General features: G+C 48.2%; 25 protein-coding genes. 17 read left to right on the top strand and 8 right to left on the bottom strand.

Features of this window, described 5'->3' with window-relative positions; translation table 11 throughout:
• Window positions 1–321: 321 nt before the first annotated feature.
• Window positions 322–1,218, bottom strand: coding sequence for an NAD(P)-dependent oxidoreductase (locus BZJ21_RS04405; protein ID WP_025744797.1), 897 nt, complete (start codon window positions 1,216–1,218; stop codon window positions 322–324).
• 121 nt (window positions 1,219–1,339) lie between these two features.
• On the opposite strand from BZJ21_RS04405, the gene BZJ21_RS04400 reads away from it, so the two are divergent.
• Window positions 1,340–3,088: a bifunctional metallophosphatase/5'-nucleotidase gene (locus BZJ21_RS04400; RefSeq protein WP_077669208.1), complete on the top strand. Its 1,749-nt coding sequence runs from the start codon at window positions 1,340–1,342 to the stop codon at window positions 3,086–3,088.
• A 237-nt stretch (window positions 3,089–3,325) separates the two neighbouring features.
• Here the strand turns inward: BZJ21_RS04400 and BZJ21_RS04395 are convergent, their stop codons facing one another.
• Window positions 3,326–4,255 (bottom strand): hypothetical protein, encoded by a 930-nt coding sequence (locus BZJ21_RS04395; protein ID WP_174566334.1) that lies wholly within the window; start codon window positions 4,253–4,255, stop codon window positions 3,326–3,328.
• Between the two features lie 349 nt (window positions 4,256–4,604).
• On the opposite strand from BZJ21_RS04395, the gene BZJ21_RS16560 reads away from it, so the two are divergent.
• The 10 genes from BZJ21_RS16560 (at window position 4,605) to BZJ21_RS04350 (ending at window position 13,846) form a co-directional block, all read left to right on the top strand.
• Window positions 4,605–4,778: a hypothetical protein gene (locus BZJ21_RS16560; RefSeq protein ID WP_021023852.1), complete on the top strand. Its 174-nt coding sequence runs from the start codon at window positions 4,605–4,607 to the stop codon at window positions 4,776–4,778.
• A gap of 144 nt (window positions 4,779–4,922) precedes the next feature.
• Entirely contained in the window at window positions 4,923–5,213 is a 291-nt protein-coding gene (locus BZJ21_RS04390; RefSeq protein WP_021023851.1) for an HlyU family transcriptional regulator, read from the top strand.
• 293 nt (window positions 5,214–5,506) lie between these two features.
• The gene (locus BZJ21_RS04385; protein ID WP_077669207.1) at window positions 5,507–7,060 is read left to right on the top strand and encodes a Re/Si-specific NAD(P)(+) transhydrogenase subunit alpha; all 1,554 of its coding nucleotides are present in this window, start codon (window positions 5,507–5,509) and stop codon (window positions 7,058–7,060) included.
• A 9-nt stretch (window positions 7,061–7,069) separates the two neighbouring features.
• Window positions 7,070–8,446, top strand: a complete 1,377-nt coding sequence (pntB, locus tag BZJ21_RS04380) for a Re/Si-specific NAD(P)(+) transhydrogenase subunit beta (protein ID WP_077669206.1) — start codon at window positions 7,070–7,072, stop codon at window positions 8,444–8,446.
• Between the two features lie 250 nt (window positions 8,447–8,696).
• A complete protein-coding gene (locus tag BZJ21_RS04375) occupies window positions 8,697–10,136 on the top strand; it encodes an ATP-binding protein (RefSeq protein WP_077661297.1) in 1,440 nt (479 codons plus the stop codon).
• Window positions 10,108–10,773, top strand: a complete 666-nt coding sequence (locus tag BZJ21_RS04370; protein ID WP_021023847.1) for a response regulator transcription factor — start codon at window positions 10,108–10,110, stop codon at window positions 10,771–10,773. Before BZJ21_RS04375 ends, BZJ21_RS04370 begins: the two co-directional genes overlap by 29 nt.
• Window positions 10,773–11,687 carry a DUF2861 family protein gene (locus BZJ21_RS04365; protein ID WP_236719516.1) on the top strand — a complete coding sequence of 305 codons (915 nt, stop codon included), beginning with the start codon at window positions 10,773–10,775 and terminating at the stop codon, window positions 11,685–11,687. Before BZJ21_RS04370 ends, BZJ21_RS04365 begins: the two co-directional genes overlap by 1 nt.
• Before the next feature lie 124 nt (window positions 11,688–11,811).
• Entirely contained in the window at window positions 11,812–12,942 is a 1,131-nt protein-coding gene (traF, locus tag BZJ21_RS04360; protein WP_077669204.1) for a conjugal transfer protein TraF, read from the top strand.
• Window positions 12,943–13,039: 97 nt separating this feature from the next.
• Window positions 13,040–13,207, top strand: a complete 168-nt coding sequence (locus BZJ21_RS04355; RefSeq protein WP_077460953.1) for a YoaH family protein — start codon at window positions 13,040–13,042, stop codon at window positions 13,205–13,207.
• 84 nt (window positions 13,208–13,291) lie between these two features.
• On the top strand, window positions 13,292–13,846 hold the full coding sequence (locus BZJ21_RS04350) for an HD domain-containing protein (protein WP_021023844.1): 555 nt from the start codon (window positions 13,292–13,294) through the stop codon (window positions 13,844–13,846).
• A 35-nt stretch (window positions 13,847–13,881) separates the two neighbouring features.
• On the opposite strand, the gene nadE is transcribed toward BZJ21_RS04350, so the two are convergent.
• Window positions 13,882–14,721: an ammonia-dependent NAD(+) synthetase gene (nadE, locus tag BZJ21_RS04345; RefSeq protein WP_077669203.1), complete on the bottom strand. Its 840-nt coding sequence runs from the start codon at window positions 14,719–14,721 to the stop codon at window positions 13,882–13,884.
• A gap of 201 nt (window positions 14,722–14,922) precedes the next feature.
• On the opposite strand from nadE, the gene BZJ21_RS04340 reads away from it, so the two are divergent.
• On the top strand, window positions 14,923–15,444 hold the full coding sequence (locus BZJ21_RS04340; RefSeq protein ID WP_021023841.1) for a nicotinate-nicotinamide nucleotide adenylyltransferase: 522 nt from the start codon (window positions 14,923–14,925) through the stop codon (window positions 15,442–15,444).
• Window positions 15,445–15,472: 28 nt separating this feature from the next.
• Here BZJ21_RS04340 and BZJ21_RS04335 read toward each other — a convergent pair whose 3' ends face one another.
• On the bottom strand, window positions 15,473–16,144 hold the full coding sequence (locus BZJ21_RS04335) for a cupin domain-containing protein (protein WP_077576975.1): 672 nt from the start codon (window positions 16,142–16,144) through the stop codon (window positions 15,473–15,475).
• Window positions 16,145–16,338: 194 nt separating this feature from the next.
• Between BZJ21_RS04335 and BZJ21_RS04330 the strand changes: the two genes are divergently transcribed.
• The gene (locus tag BZJ21_RS04330; protein WP_077669202.1) at window positions 16,339–17,508 is read left to right on the top strand and encodes a 1-acyl-sn-glycerol-3-phosphate acyltransferase; all 1,170 of its coding nucleotides are present in this window, start codon (window positions 16,339–16,341) and stop codon (window positions 17,506–17,508) included.
• Between the two features lie 10 nt (window positions 17,509–17,518).
• Here the strand turns inward: BZJ21_RS04330 and BZJ21_RS04325 are convergent, their stop codons facing one another.
• Window positions 17,519–18,433 (bottom strand): LysR family transcriptional regulator, encoded by a 915-nt coding sequence (locus BZJ21_RS04325; protein WP_077460762.1) that lies wholly within the window; start codon window positions 18,431–18,433, stop codon window positions 17,519–17,521.
• A gap of 347 nt (window positions 18,434–18,780) precedes the next feature.
• Here BZJ21_RS04325 and chrA point away from each other — a divergent pair, with 347 nt between their 5' ends.
• Window positions 18,781–19,926, top strand: coding sequence for a chromate efflux transporter (gene chrA, locus BZJ21_RS04320; RefSeq protein WP_077669201.1), 1,146 nt, complete (start codon window positions 18,781–18,783; stop codon window positions 19,924–19,926).
• A 142-nt stretch (window positions 19,927–20,068) separates the two neighbouring features.
• Here chrA and BZJ21_RS04315 read toward each other — a convergent pair whose 3' ends face one another.
• The gene (locus BZJ21_RS04315) at window positions 20,069–21,097 is read right to left on the bottom strand and encodes a Gfo/Idh/MocA family oxidoreductase (protein WP_077460760.1); all 1,029 of its coding nucleotides are present in this window, start codon (window positions 21,095–21,097) and stop codon (window positions 20,069–20,071) included.
• A gap of 151 nt (window positions 21,098–21,248) precedes the next feature.
• Between BZJ21_RS04315 and BZJ21_RS04310 the strand changes: the two genes are divergently transcribed.
• The 3 genes from BZJ21_RS04310 to BZJ21_RS04300 all read left to right on the top strand — a co-directional run bounded on the left by BZJ21_RS04310 (window position 21,249) and on the right by BZJ21_RS04300 (window position 23,987).
• The gene (locus BZJ21_RS04310) at window positions 21,249–21,653 is read left to right on the top strand and encodes an antitoxin Xre-like helix-turn-helix domain-containing protein (RefSeq protein WP_025744909.1); all 405 of its coding nucleotides are present in this window, start codon (window positions 21,249–21,251) and stop codon (window positions 21,651–21,653) included.
• A gap of 1 nt (window position 21,654) precedes the next feature.
• Window positions 21,655–22,341, top strand: coding sequence for an RES family NAD+ phosphorylase (locus BZJ21_RS04305; RefSeq protein WP_077669200.1), 687 nt, complete (start codon window positions 21,655–21,657; stop codon window positions 22,339–22,341).
• 755 nt (window positions 22,342–23,096) lie between these two features.
• A complete protein-coding gene (locus BZJ21_RS04300) occupies window positions 23,097–23,987 on the top strand; it encodes a TPR end-of-group domain-containing protein (RefSeq protein WP_236719515.1) in 891 nt (296 codons plus the stop codon).
• A gap of 58 nt (window positions 23,988–24,045) precedes the next feature.
• Here the strand turns inward: BZJ21_RS04300 and yciH are convergent, their stop codons facing one another.
• Window positions 24,046–24,369: a stress response translation initiation inhibitor YciH gene (yciH, locus tag BZJ21_RS04295; RefSeq protein ID WP_077460748.1), complete on the bottom strand. Its 324-nt coding sequence runs from the start codon at window positions 24,367–24,369 to the stop codon at window positions 24,046–24,048.
• Window positions 24,370–24,437: 68 nt separating this feature from the next.
• Window positions 24,438–24,806: a DUF3319 domain-containing protein gene (locus BZJ21_RS04290; RefSeq protein WP_077669199.1), complete on the bottom strand. Its 369-nt coding sequence runs from the start codon at window positions 24,804–24,806 to the stop codon at window positions 24,438–24,440.
• Between the last annotated feature and the right edge of the window lie 209 nt (window positions 24,807–25,015).

Below are 25,015 nucleotides of genomic sequence, written 5' to 3'. Positions count from 1 at the left end.
ACCTTGCTGATGCGAATGCGCCAACGTCATACAAGTCAGTGGCGCGACAATGGCGCGCATCATACCACTTAACGGTATCGATGAGAAAAGCTGGGGTGTGCTACTAAATAATAACTACTTATCTTTCTTGCTCGGGCTCAACTGCTTATCACACCATTTTTCAATAGAGGGTGCGTATAAGGTGAACAGGCCAATGATCATGGCGATGGCGCAGATTACATAGATAGCTGTCATTACACCCCTCCTTATTGGTTAACTTTAGTATACACCTTGTTTAGCCTTTCCTCGGCCTCAAGTGCCGAGGATGGCCGTATTTTTAGGTTAGGTTGATGAAGATGGTTTGGTATCTGTATCAAACTGCTTGATCAGGACTGAGGTATCACTTCGACCGTATCCGCGTTGTTGCAGCTGCCTGTACTGTTGATCTACTTGCTCGGTTAAGGGAAGGTTCACGCCTAATTTGGCGGCTTCTTCTAAACAAAAGCCAAGATCTTTACGCATCCAATCAATCGCAAAACCAAAATCAAACTGATCCTGTGCCATGGTCGATGCGCGATTGTCCATTTGCCAGGAGCCCGCGGCACCGTGCTTAATGGCATTGATCATTTTTTCGATATCGAGATCAGCGGATTGCGCGAAGGTGAGTGCCTCGGATAAGCCTTGTAAGACGCCGGCAATACATATTTGGTTGGCCATTTTACAGCGCTGGCCGCTACCATTTGGCCCAATATGCTCAATCGCACTGGCGTAAACAGTCATCACAGGTTCAGCATGACGAAATACAGCAGGATCGCCACCCGCCATAATAGTAAGTTTGCCGTTTTCGGCGCCCGCTTGACCTCCGGAGACAGGCGCATCCAAAAAGTGAATACCTTGTCGGTTACACACGTCGGCAAGTTCAGTCGCCAGCTCTGCAGAGGTGGTAGTGTGATCCACCAAGGTACTGCCTTTTTTCATATTGGCCAGCACACCAATGTCGCCATAGACCACACTGCGTACGTCATCATCGTTACCTACGCACATAAAGACAATGTCAGCGTCAGTGACTGCCTCAGCAGGGGTACATCCACTCTGTCCTTGATAGGTTGTACACCAGCTTTCGGCCTTGCCGGGGGTTCGGTTGTAAACCCGGGTTGGGTAGCCGTTACGTTGCAGGTGGCCGGCCATCGAAAATCCCATCACGCCGAGGCCAATAAAAGCCACTTTGGTCTTGTTCACTTGCATATCGTCACGCTTCCCTGTTGTGGATTAGGTAGTAATCTATCAAAAACTTAACCTTTCTTGTATATGTCAATGTTAAGCTTGTATCATCTTCTTTTGTGTTGTGGCACGGATTATTATGACAGCACGACAACCATTCTCATTAACCATCGCGCATATTAACGATACGCACTCACACTTTGAGTCTACGCCTGTCTCGCTCAGCTTAGATAGCGAAGACACACGGGTATATGCCAATTGCGGTGGATTCGCACGCATTGCATCGGCGGTGAAGCACTTTCGTCATCAGGCTGAACAAAATCAGCACGGCTTTCTGTTTCTGCACGCCGGTGATTGCTTCCAGGGCACGCTGTATTATTCCTTGTTTAAAGGAAAAGCAAATGCCGACATGCTTAATCGCCTTGGGATCGACGCGATGGCCATCGGTAATCATGAACTGGATCAAGGCAATGGGCCCGTTGCCGATTTTCTCGATGATATTAAGTTTCCTTTACTTGCCGGTAATTGGCATGTGGATGATGAAGCAAAAGACAAGCAAAAACGGGTAAGCGATAAGCCTAGCTTGATGCCATACCTGCCAGAGCACGCACGTGCGAGCACCCTGATCAAAACCTACGCGGGCCATCAGGTTGGTCTGTTTAGCTTGGCGGTTGAGCAAATGGCGGCACTGGCACATCCCGATCACGATACGCCGTTTTTGCCTGCCACCCAGATAGCTAAAAATACGGTGGCGTATTTGCGTGCTCAAGGGGTCAACACCATTATTTTGTTAAGCCACCTTGGTTATGACAAAGACAAGGCACTCGCAGCAGCAGTCAAAGGCATTGATGTGATTGTGGGAGGGCACACACATGTCTTACAAGGCGATTTTCAAAATATTGGTCTCGAGGCCCAAGATCCATACGGGTATCAAGTTAATGATACTTGGATTGTGCAAGCCGGGTGCCATGCGCAATCTATTGGCCGTTTTACGTTATCCATCGATGAAAAAGGTCGGCCAACAGCCTTTAATGGTCAAAATTACGTGCTGCTTGGACGCAGTTTGGCGATGGATGCGTCGCGCGAGCAGCAATTAACCGACACCTCTTATCAAGCGGCGCGCGACTATCTGAATAGTCAGTCGAATGTACTCATTTTGCCGAGTGATTTAGATCTAAAACACCACTTGCAACAGACGTATCGTCCACAAGTGGCACAATTAGAGCGTGATATTGTCACGCATGTGCCCGAGCGTTTACGCCATGTTCGCGTCCCTGACGGCGAAGGTAGTAGCGACGTGGCCCCTTTGGTCACCGAGAGTTTTCTTTGGGCGGCGCGTGAGCAAGGGATTGATGCGGAGTTTGCGATACATAATGCGGGAGGGGTTCGAGTTGGATTGAACGCTGGCCCGCTTTCTGCTGCATTAATTGCCGGTACACTGCTGCCGTTTGCGATCGACGTGATCGCGTATCGAGTGACAGGTGAACAAATCCGCAACGCGTTAGAAGGGGCAATCAACAACGCGACCAACAATGGCGTTGCTGGCCTTGGGACCGGCAGTTTCCCGTATTGTGCCGCTATCCGTTATCGTTATGAAGCGTGGCGCCCGATGGGGCAGCGCATCACCCAATTAGAAATCAAACGGGGTGAGCATTGGGTGGCGATGGACGATGAGCACCGATATACCGGTGTGTCCTCATCTTATACGGCACAAGGTAAAGAGGGCTATGACGCACTGCAGACAGGTCGCCGTCGCTCAATTGGTTTATCAATGGCGGAGTGTTTTATTCGGTATGCACGGCAGCAAAACGCACTCGCGCTCCCGAGCCAGCCTTTAGTGTGTTATTTGAGTACACCCGATCAGACTCAAACCTGTTGGGGTCAATAACTTGGCCCATCCTTTGCTTATTCATCGATAGGTTGCACGTTCGGCATAACGTTGCCGTTAGATTAAGTTTGGATCGTTATTGTCGATAACAGTAATAGGTAACCTGAATGTAGCCATACTATCGAAAGGTGAAGGTGATGGAAAAACGTGATTGGTTTGATGTGGGGTTGATTAGCTTTTGGCTGATAGCTTGGGCATCTTTGGTTTATTTTGTACCGGTTGTATAAACCAACCGCGCTAGGGTACCTGCGTGTCAGCGCGATGCGCGTGACGCATGGCCCAGCGAACCAAAAGTGGCTGTAGGTAAATGGGTAACTGAATGGCACCGATTAAGGGTAAAAATACCGGGCCAAGTGCGACGCCGGCAACAGTATAGGTCAGTAATACATTGCGATTTACGGCGGTCACCGCAGCGATCATACTGGCTGCTTGTCCTTGTCGCCGGTATAAACCGAAGGCAATGGTAAAAAAAAGCATGCAAATTGCGACTGAAATTGCTAACAGTTCTAGGGCATACGCTTGATCGTTTTGCCAGGTTTCTCCAAATGGCCCCACCAGTCCCAAAGGAAAGCTAAACACCAGCACAATAGTAAACTGTGCGAGCTTGCCGTGAATGCGTTTGAGTTTTTCGGGCTTGACCAGCGCGTGAAAAATCGCAGCGAACGCCATGGGGCCGAAAATAAATACCACTAATCGAATCACGTAGCTTTGTAAATCCAGTGAAAAAGCATCACCACTGAATATTGTTAAATTGACGAATAAGACAACTGGCATCAGCAACGTTGAGGCGATGGTGTAGGCCATGGCGATCAGCGCGTCCATGCCTAACGAACGGATAATGGCGGGTGTGGCAAACAAGGAGCCGGTTGCGCAGATCCCACTAATCGCGAGTAATAACCCTGTCGATGCGCCCAATAACCAAGCGATCGAACAGGTTATCAGCGTTAATACCACCGCATGAATAAATGCATATACCCACACTTGCCACTGGCCCAGTGCTTTTACCAGTAAACCTTGGTGGATGCCAAGCAGTGTAAATAGCATCAGCGCAAACAAAACATAGGGAAGAAAAGGAAACAACGCTAGCGATACCGCTGGAAATGCAAAGCCAATCAGCGCAGCAATAAAAAGAAAGATCGCAGAGTGTCGGGCTAGAAACGCAAGCATGGTCAACACCTTAGTGACATGTGTAACATTGATGTTATCAGGTTTTAATCGATAATCGAGCGATAAATCGCCATTTTTAATAAGTAAGACACGGCCATGTGCAAGTGACAAGGTATCGCATGGGTGTGGAGACGGCTTTCAAACAAAATAAATATAATGACAGCTCAGGGGAACGTAAAAGCAAATAGGCGCTTTTTTAACCGTAAGTTAACATGATTTTCTGATTAGCGATTGCTTGCTTTTCGGATTATAAAAACTAATCCTATGCTTTAATTTTCATCAATTTATCATTGTGGGTTAGCCGCCTATACTACGCGCCGAGTGATTCAGAAAATAAAGCGAGGATCGTATGACGACTGCAACGGTTAATATGACACGTTCACGTCGATCTTACGCGGTAACTATCAAAGGACTGATCGCTCATGCCATGGATGTGTTGTTTACCCGCAGCACGCAAGCACCTGCTTATGATGCAAGCCGTTTACCGGCGCATTTGCAGCGTGATATCGGCATAAACCGATAAGACGACAAAAACGTAGACAGAACGCGAAACGCCACATCATCGAGATGTGGCGTTTTTTTATTTGTGGTTTAATCACCCTTGGCATTAACCAATCATATATTGCCTGATTTGTCCGAGCCGAAAGATAAAAAGGAGTAAAGAAAGATGGGATGGTTTTCCGCACTTTTTTCTGGTGGTCAATCGAAACAAGCTAAAGCGACTGTGACCCCAACAGATTACAAAGGCTATTTGATTTACCCCGAAGCGACCGCAGAAAGCGGCCAGTACCGTGTATGCGGGCGTATTTGCAAAGAAATCGATGAACAGGTGATGACCCATCACTTTATCCGTTCTGATCTATTGGGAAATCAAGACGATGCAAATAGCTTGATGATCACAAAGGCCAAAATGATGATTGACCAGAATGGCGACAAGATTTTTGCGCGTGGCGGTTAGGCGATGCTGAGTGATACCAAAATTAATGCATAACTATGAACAATAAAAACAGATAAAGTGTCGATTGGATCACATTTATACCCTAATGGCGATCCTCGCCCTGTGGTGATTAAGGAATAAACTCGTTAAGTTAAGGCTGTTGCGTTGCTAAGCACAAATTACTGACCCCCGCAACTGAGTGAACAATGGGTAAAACCGTTTTCAATACGAATTTAGTCAGTGAATGTCTCTCAGGTGGTACTCACCTGTGACGATTAAAAAATTTTTTATAAGCCAACATTCAGGGAATAGCTATGCAGATTGGTGTTCCAAAAGAGAGGCTCGTTAATGAAACGAGGGTAGCTGCGACGCCAAAGTCGGTGGAACAGCTTATCAAACTCGGTTTTGACGTAGTGGTAGAAAAGGGAGCGGGCGAAAAAGCAAGCTTCGAAGATACTGCGTACGAACTTGCCGGGGCGACCATTGTTGATACGGATGCCGTTTGGCAGTCTGAGGTCATATTTAAAGTCAACGCACCGGGTGTGATTGAACAAACCGGTCAAGATGAAGTGGAACGACTACAAGCAGGCACCACGCTTGTCAGCTTTATCTGGCCTGCCCAAAACGAAGAGCTGCTTGAGCGATTATCGGCGCGCAATGTTAATGTGATGGCGATGGATGCCGTGCCGCGGATTTCTCGTGCACAATCTTTAGACGCGCTGAGCTCGATGGCAAACATTGCGGGCTATCGCGCTATTGTCGAAGCGGCCCACGAATTTGGCCGTTTCTTTACCGGGCAAATCACCGCGGCCGGTAAAGTACCGCCTGCCAAGGTATTTGTTGCCGGTGCAGGGGTGGCAGGTCTGGCTGCGATTGGTGCTGCCGGGAGCCTAGGTGCCATTGTTCGTGCCTTTGATGTTCGCCCAGAGGTGAAAGAACAAGTTGAAAGCATGGGCGCTGACTTTCTTGAAGTGGATTTCAAACAAGACAGTGCAGGCAGCAGTGATGGCTATGCCAAAGAGATGTCGGATGAATTCAATCAGGCTGCGCAAAAGCTCTATGCGCAACAAGCAGAAGATGTCGATATTATCGTCACCACGGCGCTGATCCCTGGTAAACCTGCGCCAACGCTGATTACTAAAGAGATGGTAGACAGCATGAAATCCGGGAGTGTGATTGTTGATTTGGCAGCCGCCAATGGTGGCAACTGCGAGTACACCGAAAAAGACCAAGTCATCACCACGCCAAATGGGGTCAAAGTGATTGGCTACACCGATATGGTAGGGCGCTTGCCGACTCAGTCATCACAACTGTATGCCACTAACTTGGTTAACCTCACCAAACTGCTTTGCAAAGAAAAAGACGGCAATATCACCATTGATTTTGACGATGTAGTCTTACGTGGCGTCACCGTTATTAAAGAAGGCGAAGTGACGTGGCCTGCACCGCCGATTCAAGTGTCGGCACAACCGAAAGCGGAACCTAAACCCGAACCTGCACCGAAAGCAGAGGCGAAAAAAACGTCACGGGCAACCAAGTATGGCTTAATGGCCGCCGGGTTGGGGGCGTTTGGCTGGGTAGCCAACTACGCCCCAAGTGAGTTCCTTTCTCATTTGACCGTGTTTGTGCTTGCCTGTGTTGTGGGCTACTACGTGGTCTGGAATGTAACCCATGCGCTACATACGCCACTGATGTCCGTCACCAATGCGATTTCAGGCATCATTATCGTCGGGGCGCTATTGCAAGTAGGACAAGGGATCGGTTTTGTTACCTTCCTCTCCTTCATTGCCGTGTTGATCGCCAGTATCAATATTTTTGGCGGCTTTACTGTTACAAAGCGCATGCTTGAAATGTTCCGTAAAGGGTAAGGAGAAAGAATGTCTGAAGGATTGGTACAAGCTGCGTATATTGTTGCCGCACTCTGTTTCATTCTGAGTTTGGCTGGGCTCTCAAAGCAAGAGTCTGCGCGTGCCGGTAACTACTACGGGATTACCGGGATGGCCATCGCGCTGGTGGCGACGATTTGGGGTCCCGATGTTCAAGGCGTTGGTTGGATTATACTCGCGATGATCATTGGTGGCGCGATTGGTATTTACTACGCCAAACGGGTTGAGATGACCGAAATGCCGGAGCTGGTGGCGATGCTGCACAGTTTTGTCGGCCTGGCGGCGGTATTAGTCGGTTTTAACACCTATATTGATCATCCACCGCTGACTGGTGCGATGCTTAATATTCATTTAGTTGAGATCTTCTTAGGCGTGTTTATCGGTGCAGTGACTTTCACCGGGTCGATTGTCGCCTTTGGTAAACTGCGTGGCGTGATCTCGTCGAAAGCGCTGGCGTTACCGCATCGTCATAAGCTTAACCTTGCCGCCGTCGTGGTTTCCTTTTTGCTGTTGATCAACTTCGTCAATGCCGAAGGCTCCACGTTCGCACTCATTGTAGTGACGCTCATCGCGCTAGCCTTTGGTTATCACCTTGTCGCTTCGATTGGCGGCGCAGACATGCCGGTTGTGGTGTCTATGCTGAACTCGTATTCCGGTTGGGCAGCGGCAGCGGCAGGCTTTATGCTGGCGAACGATCTATTGATCGTCACGGGGGCATTGGTTGGCTCATCGGGTGCCATTTTGTCTTACATCATGTGTAAGGCCATGAACCGCTCATTCATTAGTGTGATTGCTGGTGGCTTTGGTTCAGATGGCACCGCGTCATCGGGTGATGAAGAGATCGGTGAATACCGCGAGAGTACCGCTGAAGAAGTCGCAGAAATGCTAAAAGACTCCAACAGTGTTGTGATCGCACCCGGCTATGGTATGGCCGTTGCGCAAGCGCAATATCCTGTTTACGAAGTAACAGAAAAACTGCGTAATATGGGCATTGACGTGCGATTCGCGATTCATCCCGTTGCAGGGCGTTTGCCTGGGCATATGAATGTGTTGCTCGCAGAAGCGAAAGTCCCCTATGACATCGTATTAGAGATGGATGAAATTAATGATGATTTCCCAGATACGGATACGGTACTGGTGATCGGAGCCAATGATACGGTTAACCCCGCCGCAATGGATGACCCGTCTAGTCCCATTGCGGGGATGCCCGTACTTGAAGTCTGGAATGCTAAAAATGTGGTGGTCTTTAAACGCTCAATGAATACCGGCTATGCTGGGGTGCAAAACCCATTGTTCTTTAAAGACAATAGCACCATGCTCTTTGGCGATGCGAAACAAAGTGTCGAGGCTATTTCTAAAGCGCTATAGTTAAATTCAAAGGCGCGATAGTTGAACTTTAGGACGCTCTTATTTTAAAGAGCCCGTTTTTCAAAAGAGTCAGTGATTCAGCTGGCTCTTTTTTTATGCACGATCGCCGGCGCAGGACGAGAGTAAAAGCTATCTTGCGTAAAAGCCACCTTGCGTAATAGCCACCTTGCGTAATAGCTATCTTGCATCCTGACAGTCTGAACTTACAATGCACTGACATTATTTATAGGTTTGGTGGTAAGCTGTCACTATGCGAATTCTGCTGCTAATTATTTTTACGTTGACAGCTTGGCCAGCGATGGCGGCGAGTACATTTTCAGAGCAAATGACTGCGTTCCGGGCTCAGTTACTGTTGGCGGATCCTGTTGCTCGTTATAACCTCATCGGTATTAACCGTGCTTTTCCACGTGTGTTGCTCAGTCCAGATAGCCTATTGCCACAGACGGCGCGCTACCCACTAAAAGATATTCGCCGGCTGTATCAGGCTGCGCAAAAGTGTCAAGGACCTTGGCCAGTGAATCCGCAAGTGACAGAGCCTTTGGTGTTTACTCGTGCCATGTGTAATAACACCCAGCTTCCGGTTGCTTGGTTTTCTCGCTCTGGGTTTATTCATCCAGGTGGCGGGAGCTATGCGGCCAAATACGCGGAGAAATATCCGGCGCGACGCAGCGAGCTTGTGCGCTTTTTTCATATCCAAGAGCGACCCAAAGCCGAACCTGACAGTTTACTCGGTCGACTGCAAAGAATGGATTCATCAGCCGTCGAGGCATTGAATAGCGGCGCTAAAACCTTGGTCAGTCAAAATGAAATGTGGATCCGTGTGGGCAGCTATTACCATTTGTATGCCGCGCAGCAATGGCAACCTCTTGTTGCTGAATTTGATTTACACCTTACGCCTCGGGGGGAGCAAGATTTTTGTTTGGCCCGTGTGGGGAACATTTGTTGGAATGAAGAAAAAGCGCCTAGCTATTGGCCTTATCTTGTCGGCGCGCTGATTATCATCAACCTGGTTGCCCTCGGTGGTTGGGGATTTAACCGATGGACGGTACAGCGTCGGTTGATGCAAGAGCGTATGCTGGTATTACAAATATTGACGCACGAGTTACGTACCCCCATTGCCAGCTTGTCGATGACGGTTGAGGGGTTTCGGCGTAAATTCGATACGTTACCAGAGCCCTTTTATGATGAGTTTCGTCGTTTGTGTGAAGATTCAAGGCGTCTAAAACAGCTGGCGGAAGCGAGTAAGGATTACTTGCAGTCGAATCAAAAGCCATTGGGCAAAGAAACGATTCCGTCTATCGAAGAATGGTTAGGATACATTTGTGAAGAACATCAAGTGACGCTTCAGGTAAGTCAAGATGGCGCGGTGCGGGCCAATGTCTATTGGTTGACGACATCATTGAACAATTTGATTGCCAATGCGGTCAAATATGGTGTCGCCCCGGTTGAAGTGCATGCAAAGGTATCAGCGGATCGTTTCACCATTGCAATATGCGACCAAGGCGATCTGACCGCCAAGGATTGGAAGCACATACGTAAACCCTTTGTCAGCCAAAGCGGTCTTGGGCTCGGGCTGACGATCGTAGAATCGATGATTGAGAGAATGGGGGGCAAGTTAATCCTTTCTGGTCCACCCACCACATTTACTTTGGAGATTCATTGTGACGCAACCGACGTTACTTCTGGTTGAAGATGATGCCAATCTAGCAGACGGCTTATTGGCAAGTTTGGAGCAAGCGGGCTACCAGTGTTTATATGCTGATAGTGCGGCGAAAGTTGCTGAGTTATGGCGTGATGCGGATCTTGTCATCTTGGACCGCCAACTGCCTGAAGGCGACTCAATCGAATGGCTCGCGGATTGGAATAAACTCAAAACCGTGCCAGTGATCTTGTTGACAGCCATGGTGTCCGTGCGTGATCGCGTTGGCGGGTTAGACTCGGGCGCTACCGATTATATCACTAAACCCTTTGCCGAAGCAGAGCTGCTCGCGCGCGTGCGTGTCCATCTTCGTCACCCTGTCGGAGAAGCGGAAATATCGAGTGACGATCTCGTGATCAATGAGGTGAGAATCGATACCGCGAGTCGTGCAGTCTTTTGTGGTGACCAAGAGATGACATTGACACGTACCGAGTTTGACTTGTTGCATTTCCTCGCCAAAAACGCAGGGCGTGTATTTACGCGTGATGAATTGCTCGATCAAGTGTGGGGGTATAACCATTATCCTACCACGCGTACGGTTGACACCCATATATTACAACTACGCCAGAAGCTGCCCTCGGTGAATATCGAGACGCTACGTGGCGTCGGCTATCGCATGAAGGCATGATGAAAAAGCGCGCTCTCTTTGGACTATTAGCAACTATGCTGGGTGCTGGTGGCGCGCAGGCCGCGTGGTTTAACGGCAATGACGCGTTAACCAGTGCCCATCAGCGCCTATTAAATGGAAAAACCGCAGCCAGTGTAGAGGCCATGATTGAAGCCTGGCAGCAACCCAATCTTTCTGCTGCCAAGCAGGATCATCTCGCTCAGCTGCTTGCGCTCGCGATCACGGAGGACTGTGGGCGCAGTTTAAGCCAAAAGACATTGCCTGATTGGTTGAGCAATATATCTGTGCGTCGCGAAACGGTCCAAACCACGAGTCGGGTGTATTATCGGCTCCAAGTGTCAGGGGAGTCGCAAACGGGGGTGAATGCACTCACGTTAAAAAAATGGCCGGATAAAACGGTGATGCATGGTGAGTTCTCTCCGGCGCAGCAACACGGTTGGCGTTTGATCAAAGATGGCCTTTCCGATCCTATTTCCCAAGGTCTTTATCAACTCACAGCAGAGTCAGTATCAGGCCATACGTGGTCGAGTTGGTTGCTTCTGACCCAGCCTCAGCCACGTCAAACATTGAGCTGGAAAGATACCCGAAGCTGGCACATTGCTCCTTTTGATGATTTTAACTCAACCTGTCAACGGCCCTTTCTGAGCCTTAACCTGTATCCGCACAATCAACCGGATGGTGCCCCGATCTGGTCTGCTGAAAAGCATAAGCGGCTTCCTACTCAGCTGCCAATGTTAGATGTGCCTAATGGTCAATACTGGTTTAGTGTTGCCCTGATTGAACGGCGCTGGCAGGGCGCGCTGTCAATTGAAGAAGTTCAGCGTATCGGCCGGGCGATTGATTTACCGGATTTGGATCCTGACGCTTTAAATAGGATAGCGCCGAGCCGCTCGGACAAACAAAGTGACGAATAAATAGACATTTGCGTTATGGTCAATTTGATAAAGTTCACACCTTTTTAGTGAGTTCGGTCCAATTTTTCACTTTTACCTCTATGCTTGCCTTTTAAATAGCAAATCAAAACATAGGGGTAACGCAATGACCTTTAAAACAAAAGCGCTTGTGGTGGCACTGGCCGCATGCTCAACCAGTGCGTTGGCGGCGACTAACCCAACCGATGCCCGTGCCAATGCCATGGGTGGGGTAGGCGTGGCATCGGGGGATTATCTTTCCGCAGGCTTTCATAACCCAGCTTTGGCTGCACTTGATCCCGATAGCGCGTTTGGGGTGCTTATCCCGTATATTGGTGCCGAAGCGCGAGATCCCGATGAGCTTATTGACGGCCTCGATGATGTCGCCGATGCGTTTGACCAACAAGATGCAACAAAAATTGAATCTTCACTGAGAGCGGTGCAAGGCGATAAAGCCTACGTCAATGCCGGTGTTGGTGCTGCGGTGGGGATTCCCACAGGCTCTATCTCGGCGACACTCTATACATCTGGGTTAATTGAGGGAGCAGTCTTAACAGATATTGACCCCAATGACTTTGGCTTAACATCCAACCCAAACTCAAATGCAACTATCCTCGCCGCCGGTATCGGTGAATTAGGGGTCGCACTGGCAACCAACCTTGATATTGCCGGCCAGCGCGTCGCGGTGGGGGTAACGCCTAAACTGCAACGGATCACTACCTATAACTATGGCGTCTCGGTTGATGCTTATGATAGCGATGACTGGGATGACAGCCGCTACCGCGAAGAAGAAAATGCTTTCAATCTTGATTTGGGCGCCGTGTGGCAATCGGGCCCTTACCGGGTCGGCCTTGCTGGTAAGAATTTGGTTAGCCAAGATGTCGATACCGTAACCATTAAAAGAACGGGTAACCGTTTCACTTATGAGCTTGAGCCGCAATTTACCCTGGGCTCGGCGTTTGTGTCTGATTTTGTGACCGTTGCTGCCGATTTAGATCTCAACAAGAAAAGCGGCTTTAAAGGGACGCTTAATGTGGATGATGACACCCAGTTTTTCCGAGTCGGGGCAGAGTTTGACGCCTTTGGCCATGCGCAACTACGCACCGGCTATCGTGCGGATCTAGAGGACAATGTCGATAATGCCTTTACCCTCGGTCTTGGTTTATCCCCCTTTGGTGTCGCCAATCTTGATATCGCCGCGAGTATCATCGATAGCAACAGCTATGGTGGTTCCGCTCAGCTGGCCTTTACGTTTTAAATCAGTTACTGCATGACAAATGATTGGGCAGGCCCTAAAATGGCCTGCCTTTTTTAATCATCACTTACCAATCATTGATCATCAAGAGAGTAACCGAATGTTTGACGGCGTTACGCTAAACCACGAGCAACAACAAGAAGCGGCAGAGCGCATTCACGCGCTGATGGCAAAAGGCATGAGCAGCGGTGAGGCGATTATGCAGGTTGCCAATGAAATACGTTCGCAAGCAGCGCAAGCGGCTCAAGCCTCTTCGTCTGAAGAGTGAGACACACTGCAAACATATTGTGTTTTTATTTACAATTCCAACAATCCCTGATTAATTTAAAGTAGGTCAGTAAAGGAGTGTTGGATGGGTAGTCGGCTGGAACAAGCGCGAGAGTGGGCGAGGGTAAGACATGCCCTCCAGCGGTATGGCGCTCAGCCCTATCGTTGTCACCTGGATCATGTCGAGCGGATTGCCACGCCTTTTGGTGAACAAGCACGTATTGTGGCGCAACTGCACGATATTTTGGAAGACACCGCGACGCGTGTGGATGAGATCTCTGCGCTTTTCGGCCCCACGGTAGCCCGCGCTGTGATGCTGGTGACCGATCCGCGCCGACCCAATCGCGAAGAGCGAAAACGCGCGTTAAACCAGCGTTTGATTGTGCTTGATGTCACGGATGAGGCGGCTTGGCTTGCCTTGGTGGTAAAAACCTGTGATCGACTCGCGAACGTCATTGCCAGTAGTGAACACAGCCCAAAACGGTTTGAGCAATATCAACGCGAACACGGCGGCTTTCGCGTTGCTGTATATCGCCCCGGTTTGTGTGACAACTTATGGCAAGAGCTAGATGGCTTGATTGATGCCGGCCAACACGCAGACCGACATCCTGATCATCAGCTCCACGCGTCGATCTCTTAACCGCTGTTTTCGACGACGCTGTTAATGCTTAGTCGTTAGTTATCTAAGTCATACACAGTCGGGACGGGCTGTCGTTTGTGCTGCGTTGCCTGGTACACCTTAATAATCTTCTCTTTCACCGCATTATCGACTGGCTTACCTTCAAGAAAATCATCAATTTGCTCATACGTGAGTTGTAATGCGTCTTCGTCGGCTTTTTGTGGCGATAAGTCTTCCAAATCCGCGGTAGGGACTTTATGAACTAACACATCCGGCGCCTCTAAGTGGGCGGCAAGTTGACGCACTTGGCGTTTATTGAGACCAAATAAAGGGGCAAGATCGCAGGCGCCATCGCCGAATTTGGTATAAAAGCCGGTGATGTTCTCTGCTGAGTGATCGGTGCCGAGGACCAAACCTTGGGTTAAACCGGCAATTTCATACTGTGCAACCATTCGGGCGCGTGCTTTAACATTGCCTTTGGCAAAATCAATCCGCCCTTCGTTTGCTGGCAATAGGCCGACTTCCGACACTGCATCGAGTACCGATTGATGTGTACCGTCGACACCGGGTTTCACATTGACGGTCACGATTTTACTTGGTTGGATAAATGATAGCGCGAGTTGGGCTTCATCCTCATCTTTTTGCTCACCGTAGGGTAAGCGTACCGCGATAAACTGATATTGCTCGGTGCCTGCGGCTTGATTAAGTTCGTCAACGGCTAATTGTGCCAGTTTTCCACATGTTGAAGAATCGACGCCTCCACTAATGCCTAATACAAGACTCCGGGTCCCTGAACGTTGTAGCATGGCTTTGATAAACGCAATGCGACGGCGTACTTCGAGTGCTGCGTCAATCGTGGGTTGCACGCGCATTTCTTCGCGGATCGGGTGTTCCATGTTGTGTTCCTCTTTTTAACTCTGGCATGCGACTTTAATGAAGGTTTGGCTGCGTATTATTGTGCATGATCTCTGGCGCGTTGGGTATAGCCAAATCAATCCCTTCGCGTTGCTGGTTACGTGTTAGGTTTTTGATTGGTTTCATGGCATCATTATGCGCGATATCCACCGCATCCAGAATGGTTCGGCTAAGAGAATACGATGACAGAGCAAATTGCAGTGTTTGGTAGTGCTTTTAATCCGCCGACGCAAGGCCATGCGTCGGTATTAGCACAACTGAACCACTTTGATCAGGTATTGCTGGTCCCTAGCTACAAGCATGCTTGGGGGAAAGCGATGGCGCCTTATGACACTCGCTGTGCGTGGGTGCGGACGTTTATCGATGATGTCGCGCTCTCGAACCTGACACTATGTCAACGCGAGGCATCGCTTGGCGCTGAAGGTGACCCTGTCACAACATTTATGCTGCTGAGTGCGTTACAGCAAGATTATCCAGAGGCCGCGTTAACTTTTGTTGTTGGACCAGACAACTTGGTTAAGTTTGGTCAATTCGCGAACAGTGACGAGATCCTTGCGCGCTGGTCTGTATTAGGAATGCCAGAAAAAGTGGTGGTCCGAAGTACCCACATACGTGAACGACTCCAGCAGGGACTACCCATTAGTGAGTTAACCACCCCGAACGTCGCGGCACAGCTAACCGATTCAGCGTTCAGGGCGTATTAGCACATGATAGATTGATTCGTCTTGTGTATCACGCCTCGAAGGTGTCGGTATAACGCGCATACAGTGATTCTGCTTGCGCGTGCGCGATGCCGATATTTGTCGCCGCCTTGGTTAATGTTTGCCCCGATTTAAGGGCTGCACGGAGTTGTCTCACGATAAAATATTCGTGTAAATCTTCCATGGTCAGTTGCGTGAGTGCTTGTAATTGATAGTGTTGTTCAGCGTTTGCGGGTGGTTGACCTGTTTGCGCTCGTGTCACACAATCTGCCAAGCTTTGGGTTTGTCGGTCGAGTGTTTGTGACGGTGTCATGAGTGAAACCTGATCTAATGCGACAGCTTGAAGCCGGCGTGCTTGCGCTGATGATGACGGCTGATATCCTGACGTAAGCAGTGCACAAAGGCTGGCAACAAGCAGGGGGGACACCTCGATATGGCCAACTTGTGTAGGCAGCTTCTGCGTGACACGTGGCGATATGGCCAGTTGATGTACTCGAGTGTTTGGCGTGATGGTCAGGGCATGCAAACACTCAAATGGAAGCCAAAACCCTTGACCACTATGCACAGGGATGTCGGCTTTCCCTAAGCGAACAAATACGACGCCGTCTTCAACAAACAGCAAATTAGCCGTGTAACGACGCTTACGAGGCGTGAAAGTCAGTGATGATGGTTGGTAAAACGTATGTTCGCTGGTGTACTTCATAATGGCGTCTCAATGTAACAAGGCGGCAATGGTGAGCACTTTTGCTGTTAAGGTCAAGTACACACCCCGAAAGGGAACCCTTTTGGTACAATAAGGTCTGACCTCCAACCTGTGGAAAATATCGGTGGATTCACTTTGAATCCTTGTTTGGCTGCGTAAAATAGCGCGGTTTTTATTAGCTATAATGGAAGAACGTGCAGACAGTTAACGATCCCTATCAAGAGATTCGTCCTTATTATGACGAAGAAGTTCCAGGTGCGATTCAGCGTCTTATTCAAGATGATGAATTTATCAATGCGATTCTGTCTTATCGCTATCCACACGCATCCGGCCCGCTCGGTTGGCTACTCAAGCCTGCGCTAAAACTGTATCTGACCAAAAAGTGGAATAACATCAGAACCGTACAGGATGTGCAGCTACATGTTGCCAGCTATATGCGCAAGATGATCAAAACAAGCTGCGATAAAGTCACGGTCTTCGGTGTTGAAAATCTCGACCCAAGCCAAGCGTACCTCTTTGTCTCGAATCATCGGGATATTGCCATGGATCCCGCCTTAGTGAATTGGTGTTTGCATCAGCGCGGATTAGATACGGTAAGAATCGCCATTGGTGATAACTTGTTGCGTAAGCCGTGTGCAACGGAGCTGATGAAACTGAATAAAAGTTTTATTGTTAAGCGCTCTGCTAAAGCCCCCCGTGAAATGATGAAATCGCTATCACAATTATCCGCTTACTTACGTGTTTCTCTCGATGAAGGGCAGTCTATATGGATTGCGCAACGAGAAGGGCGAGCAAAAACCGGCGAAGACATCACTGATCCTGCGATCTTAAAAATGTTCTTTATGGAAGGCCGAAAACGTAAGCAAGATTTTGATACGTACATGGGCAACTTAAACGTGGTTCCTGTAGCAATATCGTATCAAAACGACCCTTGCGATCTGGACAAAGCGACGGAATTGGATGCGGTTAAACGATTAGGGGCGTACGAAAAGAGTGAGTTTGAAGACATTCAGACCATCGTCAAAGGTATCGTCGGCAACAAGCGCCATGTTCATGTCGCCTTTGGTGAGCCAGTGACATTGTCACAAGATACGCCTGACTCCATGGCGGCGAAGATCGATAGCCAAATTCATCAGCTGTATCGGCTGTATCCGGCCAACTATATTGCGGCTGGGGTAGAACATGACAGTGTCACACCAGCCGAACGCCGTCTTTACGAGCAAAAAATTGCTCAAGCGCCTGAAGCGGCGCGTGAATATTTGCAACAAATGTACGCCAATCCAGTTCTCAACCAACAGACAGTAGGTGCTGTTCTGTCAGATGACGACGTCGTCGACGTTGTAGGAGAACAAAACGCCGAGTGACCTTGTCACTTTATTGGCGATCCCAAGGCGGTGGATCGCCAATTTCATCACGCATGAAATCGACAAACTCTCTGACCTTGGGCGCAAGATGCTTACGCCGTGGGTAAACGATATAAATTGGCAGTTCGAGACAAGGCTGCCAGTCGGGAAGTACCTCAACCAGCTCACCCGTGTCTAACTCATCGTTTAATAGATAGGTCGCGAGATAGGCGATCCCTAATCCCGCTTTGACTGCTTCGAGCACCGCTGGGGCATTATTGATTGTGTATTGGCCGCTGATATGAACCACTTGTTCCGTGCTGGCCTTGGTGAAGGGCCATTGGTCATAACGACGTTCACGGCTTTGATAAGTAATACAGTCATGATGACGTAATTCATTAAGTTGTTGCGGGGTGCCGTTATTCGCAAGGTAGGTTGGGGCAGCAACCAGTTTGAACTGACAGTCTGCTAATTTTCTCGCCACCATCCCCTCAGGAGGGTGCTCATGAATCGCTACCCAACAGTCATAGCCTTCTTCGACCAGGTTAGGTCGATGGTCGAACAAACTAATGTCGAGATTAAGATCAGGGTACAGCTGTCGGAATTTGGCAAAATGGCGCGTCATTATAGTATTACCGAATGACTGCGCGACGCCGATTTTTAGCTTACCGGTTACCTCATTCCGATAACCTGCGACCATGGCTTCGGCTTCATCTAAGGTTGCCATTAACTGGCTACCATAATCCGCATATCGAGTTCCCACTTCGGTCAACGATACCGAGCGGGTGTTACGCTGTACCAGTTGGACGCCCAAACGATCCTCGAGGTAACGAACCTGTTTACTCACTTGTGATTTGGAAATACCAAGTCGTTCAGCGGCGCGCGTAAAATGCTGCTCTTGTGCAACGGCAGCCAACACCACAATTTGTTGGAGATGTTCGAGCATAGTCTGTGCTTCCATGTTCTCAGTAGGGTGAGACTACCACATATTTCCCTGCCTCTGGAATTAATAGTGACAACGTCACACTAAGCTATCAGAGAAGCACCGTAAAACCCCCTTCCTTTTCTTTTTTCTATCTTATTGTTTTTTAATGTCAATATATTATTGTTTCCTGTGAGATACACTGAAAACATTAAATGTAAGTGCTCACTTTTAAAACGGTTATAAACTTTCACACTATCTTTCATTTATTCTTATATCGGCTTATTTATTGTTTATATCGACAATGAAAACTGGAATGGCTGTTTTTATTCATGATTGATATCGCATAAAATTTAGCGAGGAGGTGATAGATGATTGAATTAATCAAACAGTTTTTCTTATTAGGGTGCATGTCGTTTGGTGGGCCGGCCGCGCATGTCGGCTATTTTGAGCGTGTGTTCGTCAAAGAAAAGCGGTGGCTGAGTGCGGATACCTTTGCTTCTGGTTTAGCCATCAGCCAGTTTCTACCTGGCCCAGGAAGCAGTCAGCTCGGTATGTATATTGGCTATCAACGCGCGGGTTATTTAGGTGCGTTTGGCGCATTTGTCGCGTTTACCTTGCCTTCTTTTGTTTTGTTGACAGCGGCGGCGGTATTAAACAGCGGTGCGCAAGCTTCTGATTGGGTCGCAAGCATCATTAGCGCAGCCAAATTATTAGCGGTGGTGGTAGTGATTGATGCTACTGTCTCAATGAGCCGAAAATTTATCGGCTCGTTAGCGACTGGGACAATGGCGGTGGCAACAACGTTGTGGCTATTGCTAACGCCATCGGGCGTATTATATCAAGTACTTCCCATTGTCATTGCAGGCATTGTAGGAGCTATTGGGTTTGCGAAGCCCCAATCACATCATGCGCCAGTTAACATTGCGTGGCGCCGCAGTAGCGTGATCCTGGGTCTCTTTTTACTATTGCTCACAGTACCTTGGCTGTTTAATCAAACCTTATGGGTACAGGTGTTTAATCTGTTCTACCAAGCGGGCAGTTTTGTCTTTGGTGGCGGGCATGTGGTTTTACCATTGCTCGAGCCTATTGTCGGTGACGTTGTCACTGATTCGGCGTTAATTGAAGGTTATGCGGCGGCTCAGCTAGTGCCGGGGCCGATGTTCACCATGGCGAGTTATCTGGGTGCCAGTGTTGAAGGGTTAGCTCCCATTTGGGGCAGTATCATTGCAACGATTGCGATTTTCTTGCCTGGTGCATTACTTATGTTCGGTGTTTTGCCGATTTGGGAGGCGGTTAAAACTCAGCCTCGCTTGGCCGGGGCTATCAGCCTCATTAATGCCAGTGTCGTGGGGTTACTCGCCGCCGCGCTGTATCAACCCGTATGGGTTTCCGCCTACACAAAACCTTTGGATTTAGTGCCCATCGCGCTTGGCTTAGTGGCATTAACTCAATGGCGAATTTCGGTGTTTTGGTTACTCCTATTAATGATGGTGTACCAGTTTACTCTCGCTTAATACGCGCCATACTTTGTGGCCCAGCTGTGTCTGGGCTACTTTTTATCACTTAGCGCACTATAACTTTATATGTTGTAAAGCAAAAAGCTAAGTCACATCGCTCATGTGGCTCAGCTTTTTAATTAATTTATAAACTGCAGCCTTAGAACTGCCAAGGTTGGCGAGTGCCTGTGTCGGAGGCTGTTTGTGCCAGCTCAATAGCATAGATGACTTTGCTTGCAGAAATTGGGCAAACAGGCGAGGGTTGGTTATCGGTAATTGCCTTTGCTAATCCATCGAACAGGCGGTGATATTGGCCGTTTTCAAGGGTGAGAGGATCAGGAGTGACGCTGTCACCAACTTCGAGCATCCCTTGATACGCTTGCTCACCAAAACCAGAGACAGTTACCATCAAACCCGCGCGTAGTTGCTCTTCTTGAATATCTAACCCTACGGTACTGAAGGTCGCTTTTTCACCCTGGACGACAAAGCGTTCTGTGGTACCTGAACGGTAAGGGCTGGAGGATAAAATTACTTCTGTGTTTGGGTAATGCAGCGTCACTTGAAAATAGTCGGTCGTTTCGCTGCTAGGGCGTAGCGCACGACAGGTGCCGGATACCGCATCCGGTTCCCCTAAAAGATGGAGGGCTTGGTCAATTAAATGAGAGCCGAGGTCATAGAGAATTCCGCTGCCTTCACCTGGCAATTCGCGCCAACGTTGGCGGACTTCTGGGCGGTAGCGATTAAAGCTGGAATGCATGACTTTGATGTCGCCAAGCTCACCTGCTAGGTGTAACCCTTTTAGGGTGAGAAAATCCCCATCCCAACGTCGATTGTGGTAAGGACACAACACCAAGCCTTTTTGCTTGGCCAGCGCCGCTAGCTCGAGACCATCACGGCTATTGGTCACAAAAGGCTTTTCTACCAAGACATGGCAACCGGCTTCTAATGCTTGTTTAACGTGTTGGTAATGGAGGTGGTTGGGGGTAGTAATCACCACCAAATCTGGGGTTTGTTGAGTGAGTAAAGTGTTGAGGTCGTCAAAGCAAGCCGCTTTAGGCAATCGCTGTGCAACTTGTTCGGGTTTACTGGACACAACAGCTGAAATAGCGAACTCAGAGATTGCACTCAAAAAAGGAACGTGAAATGTATTGGCAGAAAAGCCAAAACCGACCAAAGCTGTTTTTATCATAAAGCGTACTCGCATTGACGATGTATTATCAGCACTTTATCGGACATCGACACGCCAATCAATCTAAGTGCAAGATCTCTCTGTCTCAATATGGATATAATTATAGATTAAGTCCATAATGAGAGTGTGTGAGCATAAAATGGTGAATGATATGACAGCAGCACAAGCACCAAAGGCGGCAGACAAGAAGAGAATGGCTCAGGTCGGCTTCAAAGCTGCTGTAAAAATAATGGAAGGATGGGGCTGTACCGGCGCAGACATGCAGCGAATTCTTCGCATGCCAAGGTCTACATTCCAAAAGTACAAGGCGAACCCAGACACTATATCTATGGATGATGATCAGCTTGAGCGCTTAAGCTATATCGCAAACATTCACAGTAGCCTTCGAATCATCTTCGATAACCAAGAGAACGTTCAGGGTTTCATGTCGATGGAGAACAAAAACGCTTACTTCGAAGGGCAGACGCCTTTATCTATTATTAGTAGCGGCAAATTCGCTGATCTTTACGAAGTGTTCTGTCGTGTCGACGCGTTACGTTCAGGTCAATGGGGGTAGCATGCCGAATGCGAGAGAAAATCAAGCGGTAGGTTATAGGCTCATTCCGTCTAAGTACCCGACGATTGATTTGTTTGATTATGTCCTTAATCCGGAAGACTTTGAGGTGATGTATCAACTGCAAGCATTGACGAATCCACGTATTCTCGATGAAGTGGGTGATGTTTCCCTGATTAAGCCGGAGGAAATCCCGTACCACTGTGAACGTGGTCGTAGCTATGCGGTAGCCGCCTTTACGCACATTAACCGTGATGGCTCACGCTTTGCTGATGGCAGCTTTGGGATGCTTTATATTGGTGACACCGAACAAACCGCTGTAAAGGAGGTCATGTATCACCAGCGCAAGTATTGGGCTGGCGTTAATGGGCTTCACTATGATCGTTTGGTGTTTAGGGCGCTTCGTTTCACATTTGATGATAATAAGGTGATTGATGTGTGCGACAAGCCAATGACAGATCCAATTTACGACCTGATTGATTACTCTGCGGCACAGATGCTTGGCCGCCAGGTACGGCAAAATGATACATTATCAGGGATCCGCTACCACTCAGTGCGAAATGAAGGGAGGATCTGCTGGGCGATGTCTACGCCAAAAGTGGTTAGCGATGTTATCCAATGCTTCCACGCAGAAATGATTTGGAACGGGAAAGAAATCAGCCAGGTTGAGAAGATTTACGCAATAGACTGAGCGGTACGGCTGTATGTTAATAAATCAATCTTAAGTGCGCATTATGTATGTTAATAAATCAATCTTAAGTGCGCATTATGTATGTTATGTTAAATAAAGTGGTTATCAGATGATGAATCGTATCGATAAGACAAGCGTCTTGACTCCTCACCTCCATTTTCTCTCCCCCTTCAGTACTCTGATGCGATGATTCAACATAACTGACTATTTACCATAAAATAGCTAATCACCATTTTCTTTAATCAACTTAGTTCAAATGCTCCGCTTGACCTAAGATGCTTCAATCACGCAGTGATGAGCTGTAAATAGCTCTACATTTGCCGCTTTTCGCGAGCGACGCTTTTCTATAGGTCAAACATGGTTTGTCTTTAAGCATAACCGCCTTCGCTCGTATGATTGAGGTAGGCTCTGACCGCATCCATTCGATCGTGCTTAACCAGTTGTTCTGCGGTTAATCCGCCAAACTCTGGTAGCCCTTCGCTCCGATGATACCTTCTGCGTTCATGACGACATCTAAAATAGATCGGTTCATCGTAGCTACCATGTCATTTAAATTTGACTTATATACGTCTAAAATGGCTGACATTATGACAGTTGTCAAGCTGGGCTAAAATACAGCAGAACAGCAGGTGTTTACTGTACCGGGAACACAAATCACGGTTCGCTCCGGACGAATTCCACCCATTAACCTTTTTAGGTTCAGCAAGGTTTGCTACAGTTCACCAGTCATTAGATCATTCATTATAAGGATAACCATGAAAGCGCACATTTGGGCGTGTTTGCTCGTGGCGTTAGCCAGTTTTGGCGCGATAGCTCAGGACGAAAACGATGTTAAGCATACTAAGGCGGCCAAAGAGCCAACATCGTACGCCGAGCAAAGTATTTACGATAAACCATTGATGGAAAGGTATGTTTTGGATGAGATCCGGAACTTAAGAACCGATTTCCAAGCGTTAGAAAAACGTATGGTCACAGAGATTACCGACCGTGAGCTCGACGTGGCGGATAAGTCACTCAACTACGCTAATGTGACAGTGACCTACTTCTTTTATCTCATCGCGGGCGCAGCATCGCTCATTGCCCTCGTTGGCTGGCAGTCGTTACGTGATATTAAGACCAACACCAAAGAACTGGCGGATCAACAGTTATCTGAAATTGCAGAGCAATATGAGCGCAAGTTCCAAGCGCTCGAGCGAGATTTGAAGCGTAAAACGCGCATTATTGCTGAAAATAACAAAGAAATTGAACGCATTAACGAAATCCATAACTTATGGTTACGTGCGCAGCATTCGCAGACGCCAGAGCAGCGGATGGAAATTTATAATGAGATACTCAAAATCCGCCCTGGTGATCTCGAAGCGTTAACTCACAAAGCGGATGCCGCGATGGAAATGGGTGAATACCATTGGGCGCTAAGTATTAGTAACCGTGTCTTGGAAGTGGATGAGCGCAATGCTAATGCCCTATTCCAACGCGCTTGTGCTTATGCAAGGTTAGGTGCCGAGGACCAAGCCGTGTCTGACTTAGAGCTGGCGATAGCTGAAAGTGCTTCATTGCGTGAAGCGGCTCGAGAAGAGGCCGACTTTGAATCACTGCATGGTCACGAGCGGTTTGATCTGTTGATTGACCCTGATGGACTTATTTAAGCAACAAAAAACGTAAATAAAAAAACCAGGCATGAGATGTTGCCTGGTTTTTCTTTTTTTACCCGCCGGCCAGTTTGACTGTGTGGCCTTTCTTTTCTAAGTACGTTTTGATGTTGTCGCGCTTATCCCCTTGGATCTCAATCACGCCATCTTTCACGGCTCCCCCGCAACCACATACTTTTTTGAGTTCGGCGGCGAGCTGTTTTAATTCAGCATCATCAAGGTCTAAGCCAGTGACTAAGCTGACGCCTTTACCTTTGCGCCCTTTTGTTTGGCGCTGGATACGAACAATGCCATCCCCTTTAGGGCGTTGAGGCTTCTCGGGCGTTTCTTTGATTTTTCCAGATTCTGTTGAGTAGACTAAGCGGTTTTCGTCAGACATGGTGATAGTTTTGCTTCGTTGAACATTTTAGGATTATACTATCAAAAGCAACCCTATGTTGGCAGTCACTATCCGCGCAGCTGCTCTCCATTTTTATCAATAAAAAGCTTTAATCCTGGTAGCGACCCCTTCATCAGTTTGCCTCGGACAATCATATACCAGCCCTTTTCATCTTTTTCTGGATCGTCGTTCATAATACGAAAACCATTATATTCTTCCACCTGCTTTTTTGACGATACGTCACCCTCTTCATCATCAAAATCGGCGGGATCGACAAGAATACTGGTGTCAGCCCACCACTCGATTGATTTTTTCACATTGTGCAAACTGCCAGATATCGATTTACCCCCGAGTCTAGCGCGGTAAACCTCTGTGGCCTCATCGCCACCTTCTGACTTTTCAATCGTATAACCACGATGAAAAAGGCGTCGGGTCATGTTTTTTCCTCCCGCAAATAGCCGTGTACGCCATGTTGCATTGAACTACGGCCTTGAGTCTGTTTTAGACTATTATCAGCCCTACTTAGAATTATTTCATTAATCCAAGCCATTAACGGACTTAGGGTCTAGTGTAATGAGACATAAGTCTAATATTTTTCATTCTAGCGTGTTAGACTGACAACAAACATATAAAGTTATAGTGCGTT

Origin of the sequence: Salinivibrio costicola subsp. alcaliphilus (assembly GCF_001996185.1) — a bacterium.
Classification (GTDB): Bacteria; Pseudomonadota; Gammaproteobacteria; order Enterobacterales; family Vibrionaceae; genus Salinivibrio; species Salinivibrio costicola.
The sequence above is the reverse complement of the archived record's forward strand: the minus strand, read 5'-3'. Positions and strand labels throughout refer to the sequence as shown.

Excerpts from the sequence above, each read along its gene's own strand:
- BZJ21_RS04395 (WP_174566334.1), bottom strand. The coding sequence starts at position 4,255 with ATGCTTGCGTTTCTAGCCCGACACTCTGCGATCTTTCTTTTTATTGCT.
- BZJ21_RS04310 (WP_025744909.1), top strand. The coding sequence starts at position 21,249 with ATGACAGCAGCACAAGCACCAAAGGCGGCAGACAAGAAGAGAATGGCT.
- BZJ21_RS04340 (WP_021023841.1), top strand. The coding sequence starts at position 14,923 with ATGACAGAGCAAATTGCAGTGTTTGGTAGTGCTTTTAATCCGCCGACG.
- BZJ21_RS04375 (WP_077661297.1), top strand. The coding sequence starts at position 8,697 with ATGCGAATTCTGCTGCTAATTATTTTTACGTTGACAGCTTGGCCAGCG.
- traF (WP_077669204.1), top strand. The coding sequence starts at position 11,812 with ATGACCTTTAAAACAAAAGCGCTTGTGGTGGCACTGGCCGCATGCTCA.
- BZJ21_RS04400 (WP_077669208.1), top strand. The coding sequence starts at position 1,340 with ATGACAGCACGACAACCATTCTCATTAACCATCGCGCATATTAACGAT.
- BZJ21_RS04305 (WP_077669200.1), top strand. The coding sequence starts at position 21,655 with ATGCCGAATGCGAGAGAAAATCAAGCGGTAGGTTATAGGCTCATTCCG.
- BZJ21_RS04315 (WP_077460760.1), bottom strand. The coding sequence starts at position 21,097 with ATGATAAAAACAGCTTTGGTCGGTTTTGGCTTTTCTGCCAATACATTT.
- pntB (WP_077669206.1), top strand. The coding sequence starts at position 7,070 with ATGTCTGAAGGATTGGTACAAGCTGCGTATATTGTTGCCGCACTCTGT.
- yciH (WP_077460748.1), bottom strand. The coding sequence starts at position 24,369 with ATGTCTGACGAAAACCGCTTAGTCTACTCAACAGAATCTGGAAAAATC.
- chrA (WP_077669201.1), top strand. The coding sequence starts at position 18,781 with ATGATTGAATTAATCAAACAGTTTTTCTTATTAGGGTGCATGTCGTTT.
- BZJ21_RS04350 (WP_021023844.1), top strand. The coding sequence starts at position 13,292 with ATGGGTAGTCGGCTGGAACAAGCGCGAGAGTGGGCGAGGGTAAGACAT.
- BZJ21_RS16560 (WP_021023852.1), top strand. The coding sequence starts at position 4,605 with ATGACGACTGCAACGGTTAATATGACACGTTCACGTCGATCTTACGCG.
- BZJ21_RS04390 (WP_021023851.1), top strand. The coding sequence starts at position 4,923 with ATGGGATGGTTTTCCGCACTTTTTTCTGGTGGTCAATCGAAACAAGCT.
- BZJ21_RS04290 (WP_077669199.1), bottom strand. The coding sequence starts at position 24,806 with ATGACCCGACGCCTTTTTCATCGTGGTTATACGATTGAAAAGTCAGAA.
- BZJ21_RS04300 (WP_236719515.1), top strand. The coding sequence starts at position 23,097 with ATGAAAGCGCACATTTGGGCGTGTTTGCTCGTGGCGTTAGCCAGTTTT.
- BZJ21_RS04385 (WP_077669207.1), top strand. The coding sequence starts at position 5,507 with ATGCAGATTGGTGTTCCAAAAGAGAGGCTCGTTAATGAAACGAGGGTA.
- BZJ21_RS04335 (WP_077576975.1), bottom strand. The coding sequence starts at position 16,144 with ATGAAGTACACCAGCGAACATACGTTTTACCAACCATCATCACTGACT.
- nadE (WP_077669203.1), bottom strand. The coding sequence starts at position 14,721 with ATGGAACACCCGATCCGCGAAGAAATGCGCGTGCAACCCACGATTGAC.
- BZJ21_RS04355 (WP_077460953.1), top strand. The coding sequence starts at position 13,040 with ATGTTTGACGGCGTTACGCTAAACCACGAGCAACAACAAGAAGCGGCA.
- BZJ21_RS04365 (WP_236719516.1), top strand. The coding sequence starts at position 10,773 with ATGAAAAAGCGCGCTCTCTTTGGACTATTAGCAACTATGCTGGGTGCT.
- BZJ21_RS04325 (WP_077460762.1), bottom strand. The coding sequence starts at position 18,433 with ATGCTCGAACATCTCCAACAAATTGTGGTGTTGGCTGCCGTTGCACAA.